16 protein-coding genes and 2 pseudogenes are annotated in these 16,228 nt (G+C 60.2%); 6 read left to right on the top strand and 12 right to left on the bottom strand.

The genetic code is table 11. From position 1 onward, the window contains the following. The first annotated feature begins 227 nt into the window (after window positions 1-227). The 5 genes and pseudogenes from JFT80_RS21520 to JFT80_RS21500 all read left to right on the top strand — a co-directional run bounded on the left by JFT80_RS21520 (window position 228) and on the right by JFT80_RS21500 (window position 5,915). Complete coding sequence (locus tag JFT80_RS21520; RefSeq protein ID WP_201149285.1) at window positions 228-1,502, top strand: glycerate kinase; 1,275 nt, start codon at window positions 228-230, stop codon at window positions 1,500-1,502. Next, window positions 1,499-2,914, top strand: a complete 1,416-nt coding sequence (gene pyk, locus JFT80_RS21515) for a pyruvate kinase (protein ID WP_201149283.1) — start codon at window positions 1,499-1,501, stop codon at window positions 2,912-2,914. Before JFT80_RS21520 ends, pyk begins: the two co-directional genes overlap by 4 nt. Before the next feature lie 145 nt (window positions 2,915-3,059). Beyond that, window positions 3,060-3,973: pseudogene (locus JFT80_RS21510) on the top strand (urea transporter). Between the two features lie 21 nt (window positions 3,974-3,994). Beyond that, complete coding sequence (locus tag JFT80_RS21505; RefSeq protein WP_201149281.1) at window positions 3,995-4,819, top strand: ion transporter; 825 nt, start codon at window positions 3,995-3,997, stop codon at window positions 4,817-4,819. A 97-nt stretch (window positions 4,820-4,916) separates the two neighbouring features. Beyond that, window positions 4,917-5,915: a sulfate ABC transporter substrate-binding protein gene (locus JFT80_RS21500; protein ID WP_201149279.1), complete on the top strand. Its 999-nt coding sequence runs from the start codon at window positions 4,917-4,919 to the stop codon at window positions 5,913-5,915. 230 nt (window positions 5,916-6,145) lie between these two features. On the opposite strand, the gene JFT80_RS21495 is transcribed toward JFT80_RS21500, so the two are convergent. Then, a complete protein-coding gene (locus JFT80_RS21495) occupies window positions 6,146-6,544 on the bottom strand; it encodes a RidA family protein (RefSeq protein WP_201149277.1) in 399 nt (132 codons plus the stop codon). Between the two features lie 121 nt (window positions 6,545-6,665). Further along, the gene (locus JFT80_RS21490; RefSeq protein ID WP_201149275.1) at window positions 6,666-7,001 is read right to left on the bottom strand and encodes a DUF6124 family protein; all 336 of its coding nucleotides are present in this window, start codon (window positions 6,999-7,001) and stop codon (window positions 6,666-6,668) included. A gap of 875 nt (window positions 7,002-7,876) precedes the next feature. On the opposite strand from JFT80_RS21490, the gene JFT80_RS21485 reads away from it, so the two are divergent. Next, a complete protein-coding gene (locus JFT80_RS21485) occupies window positions 7,877-9,082 on the top strand; it encodes an MFS transporter (RefSeq protein WP_122837970.1) in 1,206 nt (401 codons plus the stop codon). A gap of 99 nt (window positions 9,083-9,181) precedes the next feature. Here the strand turns inward: JFT80_RS21485 and phnN are convergent, their stop codons facing one another. From phnN to JFT80_RS21435, 10 genes and pseudogenes are all read right to left on the bottom strand, one after another. Further along, a complete protein-coding gene (phnN, locus tag JFT80_RS21480; RefSeq protein WP_201149273.1) occupies window positions 9,182-9,763 on the bottom strand; it encodes a phosphonate metabolism protein/1,5-bisphosphokinase (PRPP-forming) PhnN in 582 nt (193 codons plus the stop codon). 78 nt (window positions 9,764-9,841) lie between these two features. Beyond that, window positions 9,842-10,243: a hypothetical protein gene (locus JFT80_RS21475; protein WP_201149272.1), complete on the bottom strand. Its 402-nt coding sequence runs from the start codon at window positions 10,241-10,243 to the stop codon at window positions 9,842-9,844. A gap of 12 nt (window positions 10,244-10,255) precedes the next feature. Continuing rightward, a pseudogene (gene ccmI / locus JFT80_RS21470) lies at window positions 10,256-11,454 on the bottom strand (c-type cytochrome biogenesis protein CcmI). After that, the gene (locus JFT80_RS21465) at window positions 11,451-11,921 is read right to left on the bottom strand and encodes a cytochrome c-type biogenesis protein (RefSeq protein ID WP_201149270.1); all 471 of its coding nucleotides are present in this window, start codon (window positions 11,919-11,921) and stop codon (window positions 11,451-11,453) included. Before JFT80_RS21465 ends, ccmI begins: the two are co-directional and overlap by 4 nt. Beyond that, a complete protein-coding gene (locus tag JFT80_RS21460) occupies window positions 11,918-12,454 on the bottom strand; it encodes a DsbE family thiol:disulfide interchange protein (RefSeq protein ID WP_201149268.1) in 537 nt (178 codons plus the stop codon). Before JFT80_RS21460 ends, JFT80_RS21465 begins: the two co-directional genes overlap by 4 nt. After that, window positions 12,451-14,454, bottom strand: a complete 2,004-nt coding sequence (locus JFT80_RS21455; RefSeq protein WP_201149266.1) for a heme lyase CcmF/NrfE family subunit — start codon at window positions 14,452-14,454, stop codon at window positions 12,451-12,453. Before JFT80_RS21455 ends, JFT80_RS21460 begins: the two co-directional genes overlap by 4 nt. Before the next feature lie 3 nt (window positions 14,455-14,457). Further along, a complete protein-coding gene (gene ccmE, locus JFT80_RS21450) occupies window positions 14,458-14,913 on the bottom strand; it encodes a cytochrome c maturation protein CcmE (RefSeq protein ID WP_201149264.1) in 456 nt (151 codons plus the stop codon). Beyond that, complete coding sequence (ccmD, locus tag JFT80_RS21445; RefSeq protein ID WP_201149262.1) at window positions 14,910-15,086, bottom strand: heme exporter protein CcmD; 177 nt, start codon at window positions 15,084-15,086, stop codon at window positions 14,910-14,912. Before ccmD ends, ccmE begins: the two co-directional genes overlap by 4 nt. After that, complete coding sequence (locus JFT80_RS21440; protein WP_123465803.1) at window positions 15,083-15,838, bottom strand: heme ABC transporter permease; 756 nt, start codon at window positions 15,836-15,838, stop codon at window positions 15,083-15,085. The genes ccmD and JFT80_RS21440 overlap by 4 nt, the downstream gene beginning before the upstream one ends. Window positions 15,839-15,927: 89 nt before the next feature. Next, a partial coding sequence (locus tag JFT80_RS21435; RefSeq protein ID WP_201149260.1) for a heme exporter protein CcmB occupies window positions 15,928-16,228 on the bottom strand: 301 nt, incomplete at its 5' end.

Here is a 16,228-nt window from a genome sequence, read left to right as displayed (position 1 = left end):
AACTGGGACCACTCGGCACTGATCAAGGGCCTGGAGCACATGGCGATTTCTCGATTCGCGCATGAAATAAACCTTGCACCAACCCTGTGGGAGCTAGGCCTGCTAGCGATGAAATCAACGCGGTGTGTCTGTTAGAACCCGCAGCGCCTGAATCGCGGGCAGCAGGCTGGCTCCCACAAGAAGCTGGGTTGCTCCACCTCCAATAACAAGAATTCCGGGAGCCCGCCATGTCGGTCGATCCGCAACAACTGCTGCGCGAGCTGTTTGCCACAGCCATCGACGCGGCCCATCCGCAGCAAGTCCTCGAAGCCCATCTGCCCGCCGACCGTAGCGGTCGAGTCATCGTCATCGGTGCCGGCAAAGCCGCCGCTGCCATGGCTCAAGTGGTCGAACGCTGCTGGCAGGGCGAAGTCTCTGGCCTGGTTGTGACCCGTTACGGCCACGGCGCCCCGTGCGAAAAAATCGAAGTGGTCGAAGCCGCGCATCCGGTGCCTGATGCTGCCGGTCTGGCCGTGGCCAAACGCGTGCTCGGACTGGTCAGCAATCTGACTGAAGACGACCGCGTGATCTTCCTGCTCTCCGGTGGCGGCTCTGCCCTGCTGGCGTTGCCGGCCGAAGGCATCACCCTCGCCGACAAGCAAGCGATCAACAAAGCCCTGCTCAAATCCGGCGCGACCATCGGCGAGATGAACTGCGTGCGCAAGCACCTCTCGGCGATCAAGGGTGGTCGTCTCGGCAAGGCCTGCTGGCCTGCCACTGTCTACACCTACGCGATTTCCGATGTACCGGGCGACCTCGCCACGGTCATCGCTTCCGGCCCGACCGTGGCCGACCCGAGCACTTCGGCCGAAGCGCTGGCGATCCTCAAACGCTACAACATCGACGTCCCGGTGTCGGTGCGCAACTGGCTGCAAAGTCCGGCATCGGAAACCGTCAAACCGGGCGATCCCAGCCTCGCGCGCAGTCATTTCCAGTTGATCGCCCGCCCTCAGCAGTCGCTGGATGCCGCCGCGGTGAAATGCCGCCAGGCCGGTTTCAGTACGCTGATCCTGGGCGACCTCGAAGGTGAATCGCGCGAAGTGGCGAAAGTCCACGCCGGCATCGCCCGCCAGATCATCAACCACGGTCAGCCATTGGCGGCGCCGTGCGTGATCCTCTCTGGCGGCGAAACCACCGTGACCGTACGCGGCAATGGCCGTGGCGGACGTAACGCCGAATTCCTCCTGAGCCTCACCGACAGCCTCAAGGGCCAGCCCGGCGTCTACGCCCTGGCTGGCGACACCGACGGCATCGACGGCTCGGAAGACAATGCTGGCGCGATCATGACGCCCGACAGCTACGCCCGTGCCGCCGCACTGGGCCTGAGCGCCAGCGACGAGCTGGATAACAACAACGGCTACGGCTATTTCGAGGCGCTCGATGCGCTGATCGTCACCGAGCCGACCCGCACCAACGTCAACGACTTCCGCGCCATTCTGATTCTCGAGAGTTCTAAATCATGACGCCTGATAAAAAGGTCAAAATCCTCGCCACCCTCGGGCCTGCTGTCGATGGCATCGACGACATCCGTGAACTGGTCGAGGCCGGGGTCAATATTTTCCGCTTGAACTTCAGCCACGGCGATCACGCCGACCACGCCAAGCGCTATCAATGGATCCGCGAAGTCGAGCGCCAGCTCAACTATCCGCTGGGCATCCTGATGGACCTGCAAGGGCCGAAACTGCGCGTCGGCAAGTTTGCTGAGGGCAAGGTTCAGTTGCATCGCGGTCAGGCGTTTCGTCTTGATCTCGACGCCACACCGGGCGATGAACGCCGGGTAAACCTGCCGCACCCGGAGATCATTGCGGCGCTGGAAGCGGGCATGGATCTGCTGCTCGACGACGGCAAACTGCGTCTGCGCGTAGTGACCAAATACAACGATGCGATCGATACCACCGTGCTCAACGGCGGCGAACTGTCGGACCGCAAAGGGGTGAACGTGCCGCAAGCAGTGCTCGACCTCAGCCCGCTGACCGCCAAGGATCGCCGCGACCTGAGCTTCGGTCTGGAGCTGGGCGTGGATTGGGTTGCGCTGTCGTTTGTGCAGCGTCCGCAGGACATCATCGAAGCCCGCGAATTGATCGGCGACAAAGCCTTTTTGATGGCGAAAATCGAGAAGCCTTCAGCCGTTGAGCAACTGCGTGAAATCGCCGAGCTGAGCGACGCGATCATGGTGGCCCGTGGCGACCTTGGCGTGGAAGTACCGGCCGAGAGCGTGCCGCAGATCCAGAAAAACATCATCACCACTTGCCGCGAACTGGGTAAACCGGTGGTGGTAGCGACGCAGATGCTCGAGTCGATGCGCTTCTCCCCTGCCCCGACCCGCGCCGAAGTGACCGACGTTGCCAACGCCGTGGCCGAGGGTGCTGACGCGGTGATGCTGTCGGCGGAAACCGCCTCTGGTGAATACCCGCTGGAAGCCGTGCAGATGATGAGCAAGATCATCCGCCAGGTTGAGAACGGCCCGGACTATCAGACTCAGCTCGACGTGAGCCGACCGAAAGCCGAAGCGACTGTTTCCGATGCAATCAGCTGCGCGATCCGTCGCATCAGCAATGTGCTGCCGGTGGCGGTGCTGGTCAATTACAGCGAGTCGGGGGCTTCGAGTTTGCGTGCGTCGCGGGAACGGCCAAAAGCGCCGATCCTCAATCTGACACCGAACCTGCAGACCGCACGCCGCTTGAGTGTGGCGTGGGGCATTCATTCGGTGGTCAATGATCGTCTGCGTCAAGTCGACGAAGTTTGCTCGACGGCGCTGGAAATCGCCCAGGCACAAGGCATGGCCGAGCGTGGCGACACGCTGCTGATCACGGCGGGTGTGCCGTTCGGCCAGCCTGGATCGACTAACTCGCTGCGGATCGAAACACTGATTTAGCGCCTGTCCCGGCCTCTTCGCGAGCAGGCTCGCTCCCACAGTTGATTTGTGTGCACCACAAACTCAATGACTGAACAAAGATTCAATGTGGAAGCCAGCCTGCTGGCGAAGCAGGCGACCCCATTTCACCTGACACACAATAAAAATGCCTGCCAAACATTTCAACACCCACTGCCCCGACTGGGCGACTGCCCTGCTCAACGGTTTCAGCCAGATTTTCCTCCAGCGGCACCCGCTGTTTGGCTTGCTGTGCCTGTTGGCGATCCTGCTCACCGCGCCTGCCCTGCTCGGCGGCGCACTGCTGGGCGGTGTCGCCGGATTGCTCACCGCGCAACGGCGCAACTACGCCAAGGCTGATCGCCAGGCTGGACTGTTCAGCTACAACGGCATCTTGCTCGGCCTGCTGCTGAGCCTGTATTTCCCTTGGTCGCCAATGCTGCCGCCACTGATTCTCGCCGCTGGCGGCTTGAGCGCGATGGTCACCCAACAGTGGCTCAAACGTGTGCGCTTGAGCCAGTACCTGCCAGCCTATACGGCGCCATTCGTGATATTGGGCTGGTTGCTGTTGTGCTTCGCCACGCCCTCAAGCAATGCGCACTTGATCGAAATCAGCCCGCAGAACATCCTCGCCGCGCCTCTCAAAGGCCTGGGCCAGGTGATGTTCCTCGGTCATCCACTGGCCGGCGCGATGATTGCCGCCGGTTTACTGATCGCCGACCGCCGTGCCTTCTGCTGGGCAATGCTGGCGTCTGTCGCGGGCATGGGCTGGAGCATGCTGCATCACGACTTCTACAGCGCATTGATCGGCCTGGGTGGCTACAACGCCGTACTCGCCGCCCTCGCCTGCCACTCACTGCACCAGAAGCCTTGGCTGCCGCTGCTCGGAATTGCATTCGCACTGATACTGACACCGGCGTTTGCCGCCATCGGCCTGCCGACGCTGACCGCCCCTTTCATTCTCGCCTGCTGGCTGATCCGCACGGTTGTGCAAATGCTCGGCAAGGCCGCTGTCGCCCATACGCCTTGCGCTCTGGAGAGAATCAACCTAGGCTTCGCTGATCATTGGTTCAGGCGGTATCCATGGACAGCAGCAGAAACTGGCGTGAAGAGCTTTACGTCATGGTTTTCCAGAGCGACACCAAAGCGGGGCGGCGCTTCGACGGCATTTTGCTGTTGATCATCCTCGCGAGCATTGTGATTGTGATGCTCGACAGCATCGACTCGATCCACCAGAACTACGCCAACGTGCTGGCGTATATCGAGTGGGGCTTTACGATTATTTTCGCCATCGAGTACGGCTTGCGGTTGTACTGCTCCCCCAAGCCGTTGCGCTACGCATTCAGCTTTTACGGGTTGGTGGATTTGCTGGCGATCGTACCCGGCATCCTGGCGCTGTATTACGCCGATGCGCAGTACCTGCTGATCATCCGGATCATTCGGATGCTGCGGATTTTCCGCGTGCTCAAGCTCAGCCCGTACCTCAAACAAGCCAACTACCTGATGTCGGCACTGCGCGGCAGCAAGCAGAAGATCGTGGTGTTTCTGGTCAGCGTCTGCACGCTGGTGACAGTTTTCGGCACCTTGATGTACGTGATCGAAGGCCCCGAACATGGCTTCACCAGCATCCCGAAAGGCATCTATTGGGCTATCGTCACGTTGACCACTGTGGGCTTCGGCGACATCGTGCCGAAAACGCCGCTGGGCCAGGTGATTTCGTCGCTGGTGATGATCACCGGTTATTCGATCATCGCTGTACCAACGGGTATTTTCACCGCCGAACTGGCCAACGCCATGCGCGGCGAACAGCTGCAACACGACTGCCCCGTGTGCAAGAAAAACAGCCATGAGCATGGCGCGGCGTTCTGCTCGCGGTGTGGTAATGCCCTGTTCAAGAAATTGGAATAAGCACAGAGCTTTTTAATCTTTAAACGACTATGCGCAGGCCGTTATAGTCAGTGGCAATTGAACATCACCCCCGCATAGACAAAACAAGGAATGCGCAGTGAAAAAACTCTTTGGCGCCTCACTTCTCGCCGCCGGCCTGGCTTTGGCCAACATCGCTCAGGCAGCCCCGACGCTGCTCAACGTTTCCTACGACGTGATGCGCGATTTCTACAAGGACTACAACACTGCGTTCCAGAAGCACTGGCAAGCCGAGCACAACGAAAACATCACCGTGCAGATGTCTTTCGGCGGTTCGAGCAAGCAAGCGCGGTCGGTGATCGATGGCCTGCCGGCTGACGTCATCACCATGAACATGGCCACCGACATCAATGCCCTCGCGGATAACGGCAAACTGGTCCCGGAGAACTGGGTCACCCGTCTGCCGAACAACAGCGCGCCATTCACCTCGGCCACCGTGTTCATCGTCCGCAAGGGCAACCCGAAAGCCCTGAAAGACTGGCCGGACCTGCTCAAGGACGGCGTGCAAGTGATCGTGCCTAACCCGAAAACCTCGGGTAACGGTCGCTACACCTATCTGTCGGCCTGGGGTTATGTGCTGAAGAATGGCGGCGACGAGAACAAGGCCAAGGACTTCGTCGGCAAACTGTTCAAGCAAGCGCCAGTGCTGGACACCGGTGGCCGCGCCGCGACCACAACGTTCATGACCAACCAGATCGGTGATGTGCTGGTGACCTTCGAAAACGAAGCGGAAATGATTGCCCGCGAGTTTGGTCGTGATCAATTTGAAGTGATCTACCCAAGTGTTTCGGCTGAAGCTGAGCCGCCGGTGTCCGTGGTCGATAAAGTCGTCGACAAGAAAGGCTCGCGTGCAGCGGCTGATGAGTACCTGAAGTACTTGTGGTCGCCGGAAGGTCAGGAGATTGCAGCGGCGAACTACCTGCGTCCGCGTGATCCGGCGGTGCTGGCCAAGTACACCGATCGTTTCCCGAAAGTTGATTTTCTGTCGGTTGAGAAGACGTTTGGTGACTGGCGCACCGTGCAGAAAACTCACTTCAACGATGGTGGGGTTTTTGACCAGATCTACGGCGGCAAGTGATCGCTGAGTGGTAATGAAAAAGGCGACCTTTGAGGTCGCCTTTTTTGTGGGTGTGCACTTTAACTGGAGCTCCCCCCAAACTGCAGGGGGAAGGTCTGTTGGAGCAAGGCCTGTGGGGCCAAGGTCTGCTGTGCAAAGTCTGTGGCAGCAAGACTTGCTGTGCTAAGTCTGTGGGAGCAAGGCTTGCCCGCGATGAACGATGACACGGTCTTCTCAGAGCTCTGCGACCATCAAGGCAAAACCGCCTCCACCTCAATCTCGATCAACCACTCCGGCAAAGAAAGCCCACTGACAATGACCCACGAAGACGCAGGCGGCTTATCCGCAAACCGTTCCAGCAGGACGCGGGTTATCTGGTCCTGCTCATCCCTGGCAGACTCCGCGACGTAAATCCTCATCATGACCACATGCGCCAGCTTCCCACCGGCCTCATTCAAAATGCTCTCGATATTCTGGAAAGCTTTGACCGTCTGCTCGTACAGCCCGGGCGCCACCGTGCGCTCGAACTCATCGACACCCACCTGACCAGACAGCAGCACCCGCCGCCCACCAGTGACTTCCACGGCCTGGCTGAATCCGTATTGAAGAGAATCAAAAACGGTCGATGGATTGATAGTTGTTTTCAGCATGGAAACTCCCTGTTCGTTGAAACGAATCGGGAAAACTAAACCAACCCAATGGCGAGTTCTACCCGGAGTATGGCCGCTGCAACACCGGGAAACTCAATAACCAACGACCGTTGATTCGTCGCTACTCCTGAGGTTCTATGTTATCCAGCGCACGGTTTACCGCCAACTCGGCCAGCATGATGATCTGCGCTATTCCCAACAGGGCGTTGCGATACGGGCCAGTGATAAAGCCTGCCAGGTCATTGGCCATCACATTCGCCGATGCCAGGGATTCGCAGGCGTGGGCCAGCAAGGTTTCGGTGGCGATGTCAGGGGCGATCATGAACATGCTTTCGGGTTTGTACGGGCTTTCAGCGTATTTAAGGGTGCTGAAGTTGAGGTAGTTTTGTTGGGCTGAATCGTCAGATTCAGTGTGCCCTTGGTCTGGCTGCGGGGGGTTGGGCGTGGGTTTGAACATGGTGAAGCTCCTTGATTAATGGAGCCGCCACAGTTCGCTGCGAAACGAAGGAGGTGGCAGCTGTACGCAGGTTCGCAGACCGGGAATCAAGGAACCCGGCAGACCCGAAGGTCTCCCGCGCACAGCCGCCATAACGAAATGCAGCGGACGTAAAAGACGCCAACTGAACGTAACGGTGGCGCTGAGCGCCTTGATTGACCCGGGCTGCGAAACCCGATCACTGATGAGCAGTGACGGAAATCAAGCTACCGGACGTGTCCAAGCCGCACAAGCCGGCGGATTCTGGCGTAGTTGTAGGCAAAGGCGCAAGGCGCTGTAGCCTGCTTCCTACATCCGACATCATGCGGTGTTTGTCAGACTGCCATCGCGGGCAAGCCCGGCTCCCACAGTGATCTGCGCCGTACGCAAATGCTGCGTCCACCACCAATACCCTGTGGGAGCGGCGGTGCGACGATTCGACTTGCCAGCGATGGCAATCTCCCTGTCACCTCAATGTCGAATGTGCAGACGCCATCGCGGGCAAGCCCGGCTCCCACAGTGATATCTGCCGTACACAAATGCTGCGCACACCACCATTCCACTGTGGGAGCGAGCCTGCTCGCGATGACAATCTCCCTGTCACATCAATGTCGAATCTGCAGACGCCATCGCGAGCAGGCTCGCCCCCACAGAGATGTCCGCCGAACACAAGTGCTGCGTGGTCATGTTCGCTATGGCAGTACATGTAAGTAAATGTATCATCAGCATCAGTAAGGCAGCCCGGTGCTCCTCAATCATTGCGCAAGGGCATGATTACTATCACTGCAAAATCGCTTCCGCCCCTCCGCCCTGCCGCTTAGCCTGCACACATTCCTCAATTGTTCACGAGACACCTCATGACTCCAGCGAACCCAGTGCCTCAGGGCACCGCGACGATGACCCGCGGCATGGTCCTGCTATTTGCCTTTTGCTGTGGCGCGATCGTGGCCAACATCTACTATGCCCAGCCGATCATTGGCCTGATTGCACCGGACATCGGCCTGACCAGCACCATGGCCAGCCTGATTGTTTCATTGACGCAGATTGGCTACGCGCTGGGGCTGTTCTTTCTGGTTCCGCTGGGTGATCTGCTGGAAAATCGGCGGTTGATGATCATCACCACGCTGGTGGCCATTGCCAGCCTGCTGGGCGCGGCGTTTACCGATCAGCCGAACGTGTTCCTGCTGATCTCATTGCTGGTGGGCTTCAGTTCGGTGTCAGTGCAGATCCTGATCCCCCTCGCCGCACACCTGGCCCCGGAGGAATCCCGTGGGCGCGTGGTTGGCGGGATAATGGGCGGTTTGTTGCTTGGGATTCTGCTGGCACGGCCGGTCTCCAGCGTAATCGCGGACCATTTCGGCTGGCGTGCGATGTTCGTGATTGCCGCGGTGTTGATGGCAGCAATCAGCGTCGTATTGGCCCTGACCATTCCCAAACGCAAGCCTGATCACAGCGCGTCCTACGGACAACTGCTTGGCTCGCTGTGGACGCTGCTGCGTAATCAGCCAGTGCTGCGTCAGCGCGCGTTCTACCAGGGCTGCATGTTTGCAACCTTCAGCCTGTTCTGGACCGCAGTGCCGCTGGAGCTGGCCCGTAATCATGGATTGTCGCAAACCCAGATCGCCATTTTCGCCCTGGTCGGTGCCATTGGCGCGATCGCGGCGCCCATCGCCGGGCGTCTGGCGGATGCCGGGCACACGCGCATCGCCTCACTGCTGGCCCTGGTGTTCGCCAGCCTGAGTTTCCTGCCGGCCTTCATCCACCCGCTCTACAGCGTCATAGGCCTGGCGGTGACCGGCGTGGTGCTGGATTTTTGTGTGCAGATGAACATGGTGCTTGGGCAACGCGCGGTGTACGCCCTGGATGCCAAGAGCCGCAGCCGCTTGAACGCCTTGTACATGACCAGCATCTTCATCGGCGGCGCCTTTGGATCATCGGTGGCCAGTGCGGTGTACGAACACGGCGGCTGGTTGTGGATCGTGATTGTTGGCAGCGCTTTTCCCGTTCTGGCGTTGTTGCGGTTCCTGAGTGTTTCAGAAAAACGCTCACTGGCAGCCGCGTGAAGCCCAAGTGTTGCGGGCAGGCACACCGCCGCAGTGGTTGGCATTGGAATCGGATCCCCGGCGCCAGGGATATCGGGTATCTGGTGATGCGACCCTTAACTAGCGGTATCGCATGGACGCGGTGGACTCTCCATCAACACACCTCAACAAGCACTCAACCGTATCCTCCAGCACCCCTGAGTTATCAAGCACACACAGCGCCGGATCGTGTTCTGCAAGTACCTGTTCACTGAACCGCGCATTGCGCGCCAGCCGTGCCTCGATCTCCTCGACCGATTCGCGCCCCCGAGCCAGCAAACGCTCACGCAGCACGCTCTGTTCCACGGTCAGCAACAGTACAAGCAAGTCCGGATAACGCTGCCGGGTTGCCGGCAGGTGACCGCGCGAGCCATTGACCAGGACGTTCTGCCCTGCGGCCAGCCAATCGTCGATTTCACGAGGGATGCCGTAGCACAACCCGTTGGCGCGCCAGCTCAGGGCAAACTCGCCACGGGCCTCGAGCCGGGTGAATTCATCCAGGCTCACGCCCCGCGCCGACTCACCCAGGGCTTCAGCCGAGCGGGTAATCACCCGCCGCACGATGCGGCAGTTACGTTCGGCCAACCGCGTTCGTGCGGCATCCAGCAGGCTGTCCTTGCCCGAACCTGAAGGTCCGATGAGATAGATCAACCTGCCTGCCATCCATTCACTCTCTTCATTTTTCGTAGGATTGGGTACACGTGGGGCAATCAAGAAGGCGACCCTGAGGTCGCCTTTGCGTCACTTGAACTGCCGGCCCAAACCACTGGGCACGCCGTGGATGTCAGTGTCTTCCCATGGACCATTCGGGCTGACAGAGCGGCTCCAGCCGTTGTTCCAGCGATAATAGGTGCGCTGGCGGTAGAAGGTATTGGTCTGGTCATCGAGCACATACACGCCGAGCTTGGCATCCCAATGGCTGTTGCCACCCGGTGGCGGCGCGAAGCTCGCCGACGTGCGCGGTACTGGCTTGGCCGGTTTGGCCGGAACGTTCGGTTTGCTCGGCGCAGGTGAAGTCGAGCGGGTCGGCTTGGGCTGCGAGGGCGGGATCGGCGGCAACGGCGCGGGTTCGGGCCGCTGGACCGCACAAGCGCTTAACCCCAGGACCATACTGAGCAGGGTGATACGGGCGATGGCGGTCATAGGCGGTTCCTGTTATTTGTCCGGGCTGTCGATGGTCAGTTTTTGTGGCGCTGAGGTGCTGCTGGCCAGTGGCTGGCTGCGACCGATCCACTCGCCGGCAGTCGGTTGACCGGCACGGGAGATTCGCGCAACCAGTTGGACTTCAGGAAAGTTGGACAGTTTCAACTGCGGCATCATCGCGTCGGCATCACCCAGTTCTACGCTCGCGGGCAAGTCGGCAACAGTCAGGCGCTTGGCCGCCAACGGCGCCGGAGGGCCGGACGTTGCGCGGGCAAAAATGAACACGCTGTCACCGGGCTGTACCTTGGCCTTCAACTCGGGGGCAAGGTCCACCGTGACTTTCAGCAGTGCCGCCTTGGCGACCGGCGCCTGGGCAACTTTGCCGCCGCCGGCTGCGAGTTTCTCGCTGGCCCGGGCGATACCGCCTTGCAAGGCAGCACGGGAATTGTCTTCGGGGGCAATTGCGCCAGCAGACGGTTCCAGTAATCGATGGCGTCCTGATAGCGCTCGCCCTCGAATGCCGCGATACCCAGCAGCCCCAGGCTGGTGACTTCTTTCGGATCGGCCTTCAATGCTTCGTCAGTCAAGGCCTGTACCTTGTCCGACCATTTCTTGCCGTCGGCGAAGTACTGCGCTTGCGCCCATTGGCCGAGCAGCTCTGGTTGACGACCGGCCAGCGCCACGGTTCGTTCGAACATCTTGGCCGCATCACCAGGGCGGTCCTGGGCCATATAGGTACGACCCAGGAAGTACAGGCCTTCCGCAGAATCGGGCTGAGCCGCGACCGCGCGCTCCAGGCGCGAGGTCATCTCTTCCATGGACTGCGGAGCCTGGGCGAATTCGCGGGTCAGCTCGACTTTGTCGCTGGCACCGAAGTGCAGGTACAGACCCAGGCCCAGCACCGGCACCAGAATCGCCGCCAACAGCGGCCATGGTTTGCCCAGGCGCGAAACACGCGGTGCCGCGACGCCTTCGGTATCAGCCAGCAGCTCACGGGCCGCTTCGGCACGACCGGTGTCCATTTGCGCAGCGTTGAGCACGCCCTCTTCCTGCTGAGTCTGCAACTCAGCCACGCGTTCCTGATACAACGCAACGTTCAGGGCAGTACGATCCTCTTCGCGCTGGGCGCGGCGTTCACGCAGAACCGGGATCAGCAGAAAACTCAGGGCGACCAGAAGCAACAGCCCTGCGGCAAGCCAGAAATCAATCATTCTTGGTTTTTATCCAACAGTTGGTCGAGGCGCTGACGCTCTTCGGGGGACAGCGATTGCGAGGTCTCGGCGCGTTGCCCGCGACGACGGCGGACGATCACCGCGATCACCACAAAACCACCGAGCAAAAGCGCGGCCGGGCCGAACCACAGCAGCGCGGTCTTGGCGTTGAGTGCCGGTTTGTAACGGACAAAATCACCGTAGCGGTCGACCATGAAATCAATGATCTGCTGATTGTCCTTGCCCTCGCCGAGCATGCGGAAAATCTCTTTGCGCAGGTCAGCGGCAATCGGTGCATTGGAATCGGCGATATCCTGGTTCTGGCACTTGGGGCAACGCAGTTCCTTGGTCAGCTCGCGAAAACGCTCGCGATCACCTTCCTTGGCGAACTCGTAAGTGTCGATGGCGGCATGCGCGACGCCGGCCAGACTCAGGCCCAACACCACGGCGGCGATAAAACGCTTCATGGCTTGGCCTCATCGACCAGCGCCTGATACTTGGCCGCGAGTTTTTCGCGCCAGACCTGCTCGTCGATCACGCCGACGTACTTGTCACGGATGATGCCCTTGGCGTCGATGAAAAAGGTTTCCGGCGCGCCGTACACGCCGAGGTTCAGGCCCAGCGAGCCTTCGTCGTCACGGATGTCGAGCACGTACGGATTGTGGAATTCGGCCAGCCACTTCAAGGCATCGGCGTTGGTGTCCTTGTAGTTGATGCCGTAGATCAGCACGCCGCGCTCGGCGAGTTTGTTCAGCACCGGGTGCTCGACCCGGCAGGAAATGCACCAGGTGCCCCAGACATTGACCAACGCCGGTTTGCCGAGAATGTCAGCCTTGGTCAGCGTCTTGTCGCCCTGCACGTTCGGCAGGGTGAACTCCGGGAACGGCTTGTTGATCATCGCCGACGGCAGTTCCGCCGGATCGAGGTACAGACCGCGATACAGAAACACGGCCACCAGCAGGAAAATCGCCAGTGGCACCAGCATCAACCAACGTCTCATGCAGCCGCTCCCGTCATGCCCAGCGCTTCACGCACTTTGGATTTCACCTTGACTCGATAACGTCGATCCAGCGCTGCCAGCAAACCACCGATGCCGGTGAGTAAACCGCCGAACCAGATCCAGCGCACGAATGGTTTGACGTGCACGCGCACGGCCCACGCGCCGTTTTCCAGCGGCTCGCCCAGTGCGACATAAAGGTCACGGGTGAAACCGGCGTCAATCCCGGCTTCAGTCATTACCGAGTTCTGTACGGTGTACAGACGTTTTTCCGGGTGCAGCACGCTGACTTCCTTGCCGTTACGCACGACACGAATGGTGCCTTTGTCCGAGGTGAAGTTCGGCCCTTCGAAATGCTTGGCGCCTTCGAAGATGAAGTGGTACCCGGCCAGGTCCATCGACTCGCCCGGCGCCAGACGCAGGTCGCGTTCGGCACTGTTCTGGCTGGACAACACCACGCCCAATGCACACACGGCGATGCCGAGGTGAGCGATCTGCATGCCCCAGTAACTGCGGGTCAGGGTTGGCAAACCGTTGATCAGACCTTTGTGGCGCGTCTTGTCGAAGATGTCGCGGACACCGGCGAGCAAAACCCACGCGGCGAGCAGGAAGGTCGCGATCACCGCCCAGTTGAAATCGCCATAAGCGACGCCGGCCACCACTGCAAGCGCGACACTGCCGAGTAACACCGGGGTCAGCATGCCCACCAGCCATTTCACCGGGGTGTCTTTCCAGCGCACCACCACGCCGACTGCCATCACCAGCATCAGCAACGCCATCAATGGAATGAACAGCGCGTTGAAGTACGGCGGGCCAACCGACAACTTGGCCCCGCTGATCGCATCGAGAATCAACGGGTACAAGGTCCCGAGCAGAATCATCGATGCCGCCACGACCAACACCAGGTTGTTGCCCAGCAGCAGGGTTTCCCGCGACCACAGATTGAAACCTACCTGACTCTTCACAACCGGCGCACGCAACGCAAACAACGTCAGCGAACCCCCGACCACGAACAACAGGAAGATCAGGATGAACACCCCACGCTCAGGGTCCGAGGCGAACGCGTGCACCGAGGTCAGAACCCCGGAACGCACCAGAAAGGTTCCCAGCAGGCTCAGTGAGAACGCAGCGATGGCGAGCAACACCGTCCAGCTCTTGAACACGCCACGTTTTTCCGTGACGGCCAATGAGTGAATCAGTGCGGTGCCGACCAGCCAAGGCATGAAGGATGCGTTTTCCACCGGGTCCCAGAACCACCAGCCGCCCCAGCCGAGTTCGTAGTAAGCCCACCACGAACCGAGCGTGATGCCGATGCCGAGAAAGGCCCAGGCGACGATTGTCCAGGGACGCGACCAGCGCGCCCACGCGGCATCAAGGCGCCCCCCCATCAACGCGGCAATGGCGAAGGCGAACGCCACCGAAAAGCCGACGTAACCCATATACAGCATTGGCGGGTGAACGATCAGGCCGATGTCTTGCAACAATGGATTGAGGTCAGCGCCGTTGCTGGGCATTTGCGGCAGGATGCGTTTGAACGGGTTGGACGTAAGGATCAGGAACAGCAGGAAACCGGTGCTGATCATGCCCATCACCGCTAGAACGCGGGCGAGCATGACTTGCGGCAACTGGCGCGAGAACACCGACACGGCGAATGTCCAGCCACCGAGAATGAGCGCCCACAGCAGCAACGAACCTTCGTGGGCGCCCCACACGGCGCTGAATTTGTAGTACCACGGCAACGCGCTGTTGGAGTTGCTGGCGACGTAATCCACGGAGAAGTCGTCCGCCATGAACGCATAGGTCAGGCAACCAAAGGCAAACAGCAGGAACGCGAACTGTCCCCAGGCCGCAGGTTGCGCAAGGCTCATCCACAGGCGATCGCCGCGCCAGGCGCCGAGCAAGGGCACCACCGACTGAACCAGGGCAAAACACAGCGCCAGGATCATGGCCAGGTGGCCCAGTTCCGGGATGTACAACCCGGCGCTATAGAGTCCAGCAGTCATCAGTTAGCCCTCTTTCGCAGGAGTAGGTGCCGACATGCCACTGTCTTTCAAGGCCTTGGTCACTTCCGGCGGCATGTACTTCTCGTCGTGCTTGGCCAGCACCTCATCGGCCACTACCACACCCTCGGCGTTGATCTTGCCGAGAGCGACGATGCCCTGCCCTTCGCGGAACAGATCCGGGAGGATGCCGCGGTAGCTGATGGTCACGGTCTTGTTGAAATCGGTGACATTGAATTTCACGTCCAGGGAATCGCCGGAACGCTGCAGCGAACCGGCCTCGACCATGCCACCGGCGCGAATGCGCGTGTCCTGCGGGGCTTCGCCGTTGGCGATCTGAGTCGGCGTGTAAAACAGGTTGATGTTTTCCTGCAGGGCACTCAGGGCCAGGCCGACGGCAGCGCCGACCCCGACCAGAATCGCCAGAATGATGATCAGACGCTTTTTGCGCAGCGGATTCACTTGCCGTTCTCCCGGCGCAAACGACGCGCCTCTTGTTGCAGATACCGCTTGCGGGCCAGGATCGGCGCCGCCACGTTCAGAGCCAGCACTGCCAGGCAGATGCCGTAGGCTGTCCAGACGTACAGGCCATGATGGCCCATGGCGAGGAAGTCGCCGAATGAAGCAAAACTCATCGAGCGGCCTCCAGACTGTTCTGCACTTCTTCTTTCACCCAACTGGCGCGGGCTTCGCGCTTGAGCACTTCAAGACGCATGCGCAGCAACAGCACGGCGCCGAAGAAACAGTAGAAACCCAGCACCGTCAGCAACAGCGGCAGCCACATTTCGGCAGGCATCGCCGGTTTCTCGGTGAGGGTGAAGGTCGCGCCCTGGTGCAGGGTGTTCCACCACTCCACCGAGTATTTGATGATCGGGATGTTGATCACGCCGACGATAGCCAACACCGCACAGGCCTTGGCGGCGCTGTCGCGGTTGCTGATCGCATTGCCCAGCGCGATCACGCCGAAATACAGGAACAGCAGAATCAGCATCGAGGTCAGGCGCGCGTCCCAGACCCACCACGAACCCCAGGTCGGTTTGCCCCAGATCGCCCCGGTGACCAGCGCCACCGCGGTCATCCAGGCGCCGATGGGCGCTGCGCATTGCAGGGCGACGTCGGCCAGTTTCATCTTCCACACCAGACCGACCACGCCGCACACCGCCAGCATCACATAGATCGACTGAGCGAGCATCGCGGCGGGAACGTGGATATAGATGATGCGAAAGCTATTGCCTTGCTGATAATCCGGCGGCGCGAAGGCCAGGCCCCAAACGACGCCGACGCCAATCAGCAACAACGCTGCAATGCTCAACCACGGCAGGAACTTGCTGCTGATGCCGTAGAACCACTTGGGCGAGCCGAGCTTGTGAAACCAGGTCCAGTTCATACTGTTTCCATCACGGGTGCTCTTCGCTATGAAGAGCCAAGGGTCTGCCTTTTTTCAAAAGAAAACGATCAAAAAATGACCAGACCTCATTATTCGCCGACGCTGATCTTCAGGCCAGCAGCTATTGCAAAAGGTGTCAGGGTGATCGCCAGGGCGGTCAGGCTACCAAGCCACAGCAGATACCCGGTCGTCGGCATGCCTTGCAATGCGGCCTGCAAGGCGCCACTGCCGAGGATCAACACCGGGATGTACAGCGGCAGTATCAAAAGCGCCAGCAGCAAGCCACCACGCTTCAAACCCACGGTCAACGCCGCGCCCACTGCACCCAGCAAGCTCAGCACTGGTGTACCCAGCAACAAGGAAAGCAGCAACACCGGCAGACAGGCGGCA

Origin of the sequence: Pseudomonas sp. TH10, assembly GCF_016651255.1 — a bacterium.
Lineage (GTDB): Bacteria > Pseudomonadota > Gammaproteobacteria > Pseudomonadales > Pseudomonadaceae > Aquipseudomonas.
The sequence above is the reverse complement of the archived record's forward strand: the minus strand, read 5'-3'. Positions and strand labels throughout refer to the sequence as shown.

What these genes read in the sequence shown, in the direction of transcription:
- JFT80_RS21465 (WP_201149270.1), bottom strand. Translation starts at nt 11,921, where the DNA reads ATGAAGCGTTTTATCGCCGCCGTGGTGTTGGGCCTGAGTCTGGCCGGC.
- JFT80_RS21475 (WP_201149272.1), bottom strand. Translation starts at nt 10,243, where the DNA reads ATGACCGCCATCGCCCGTATCACCCTGCTCAGTATGGTCCTGGGGTTA.
- JFT80_RS21485 (WP_122837970.1), top strand. Translation starts at nt 7,877, where the DNA reads ATGACTCCAGCGAACCCAGTGCCTCAGGGCACCGCGACGATGACCCGC.
- JFT80_RS21460 (WP_201149268.1), bottom strand. Translation starts at nt 12,454, where the DNA reads ATGAGACGTTGGTTGATGCTGGTGCCACTGGCGATTTTCCTGCTGGTG.
- pyk (WP_201149283.1), top strand. Translation starts at nt 1,499, where the DNA reads ATGACGCCTGATAAAAAGGTCAAAATCCTCGCCACCCTCGGGCCTGCT.
- phnN (WP_201149273.1), bottom strand. Translation starts at nt 9,763, where the DNA reads ATGGCAGGCAGGTTGATCTATCTCATCGGACCTTCAGGTTCGGGCAAG.
- JFT80_RS21520 (WP_201149285.1), top strand. Translation starts at nt 228, where the DNA reads ATGTCGGTCGATCCGCAACAACTGCTGCGCGAGCTGTTTGCCACAGCC.
- ccmD (WP_201149262.1), bottom strand. Translation starts at nt 15,086, where the DNA reads ATGAGTTTTGCTTCATTCGGCGACTTCCTCGCCATGGGCCATCATGGC.
- JFT80_RS21505 (WP_201149281.1), top strand. Translation starts at nt 3,995, where the DNA reads ATGGACAGCAGCAGAAACTGGCGTGAAGAGCTTTACGTCATGGTTTTC.
- JFT80_RS21440 (WP_123465803.1), bottom strand. Translation starts at nt 15,838, where the DNA reads ATGAACTGGACCTGGTTTCACAAGCTCGGCTCGCCCAAGTGGTTCTAC.
- JFT80_RS21455 (WP_201149266.1), bottom strand. Translation starts at nt 14,454, where the DNA reads ATGACTGCTGGACTCTATAGCGCCGGGTTGTACATCCCGGAACTGGGC.
- JFT80_RS21495 (WP_201149277.1), bottom strand. Translation starts at nt 6,544, where the DNA reads ATGCTGAAAACAACTATCAATCCATCGACCGTTTTTGATTCTCTTCAA.
- JFT80_RS21490 (WP_201149275.1), bottom strand. Translation starts at nt 7,001, where the DNA reads ATGTTCAAACCCACGCCCAACCCCCCGCAGCCAGACCAAGGGCACACT.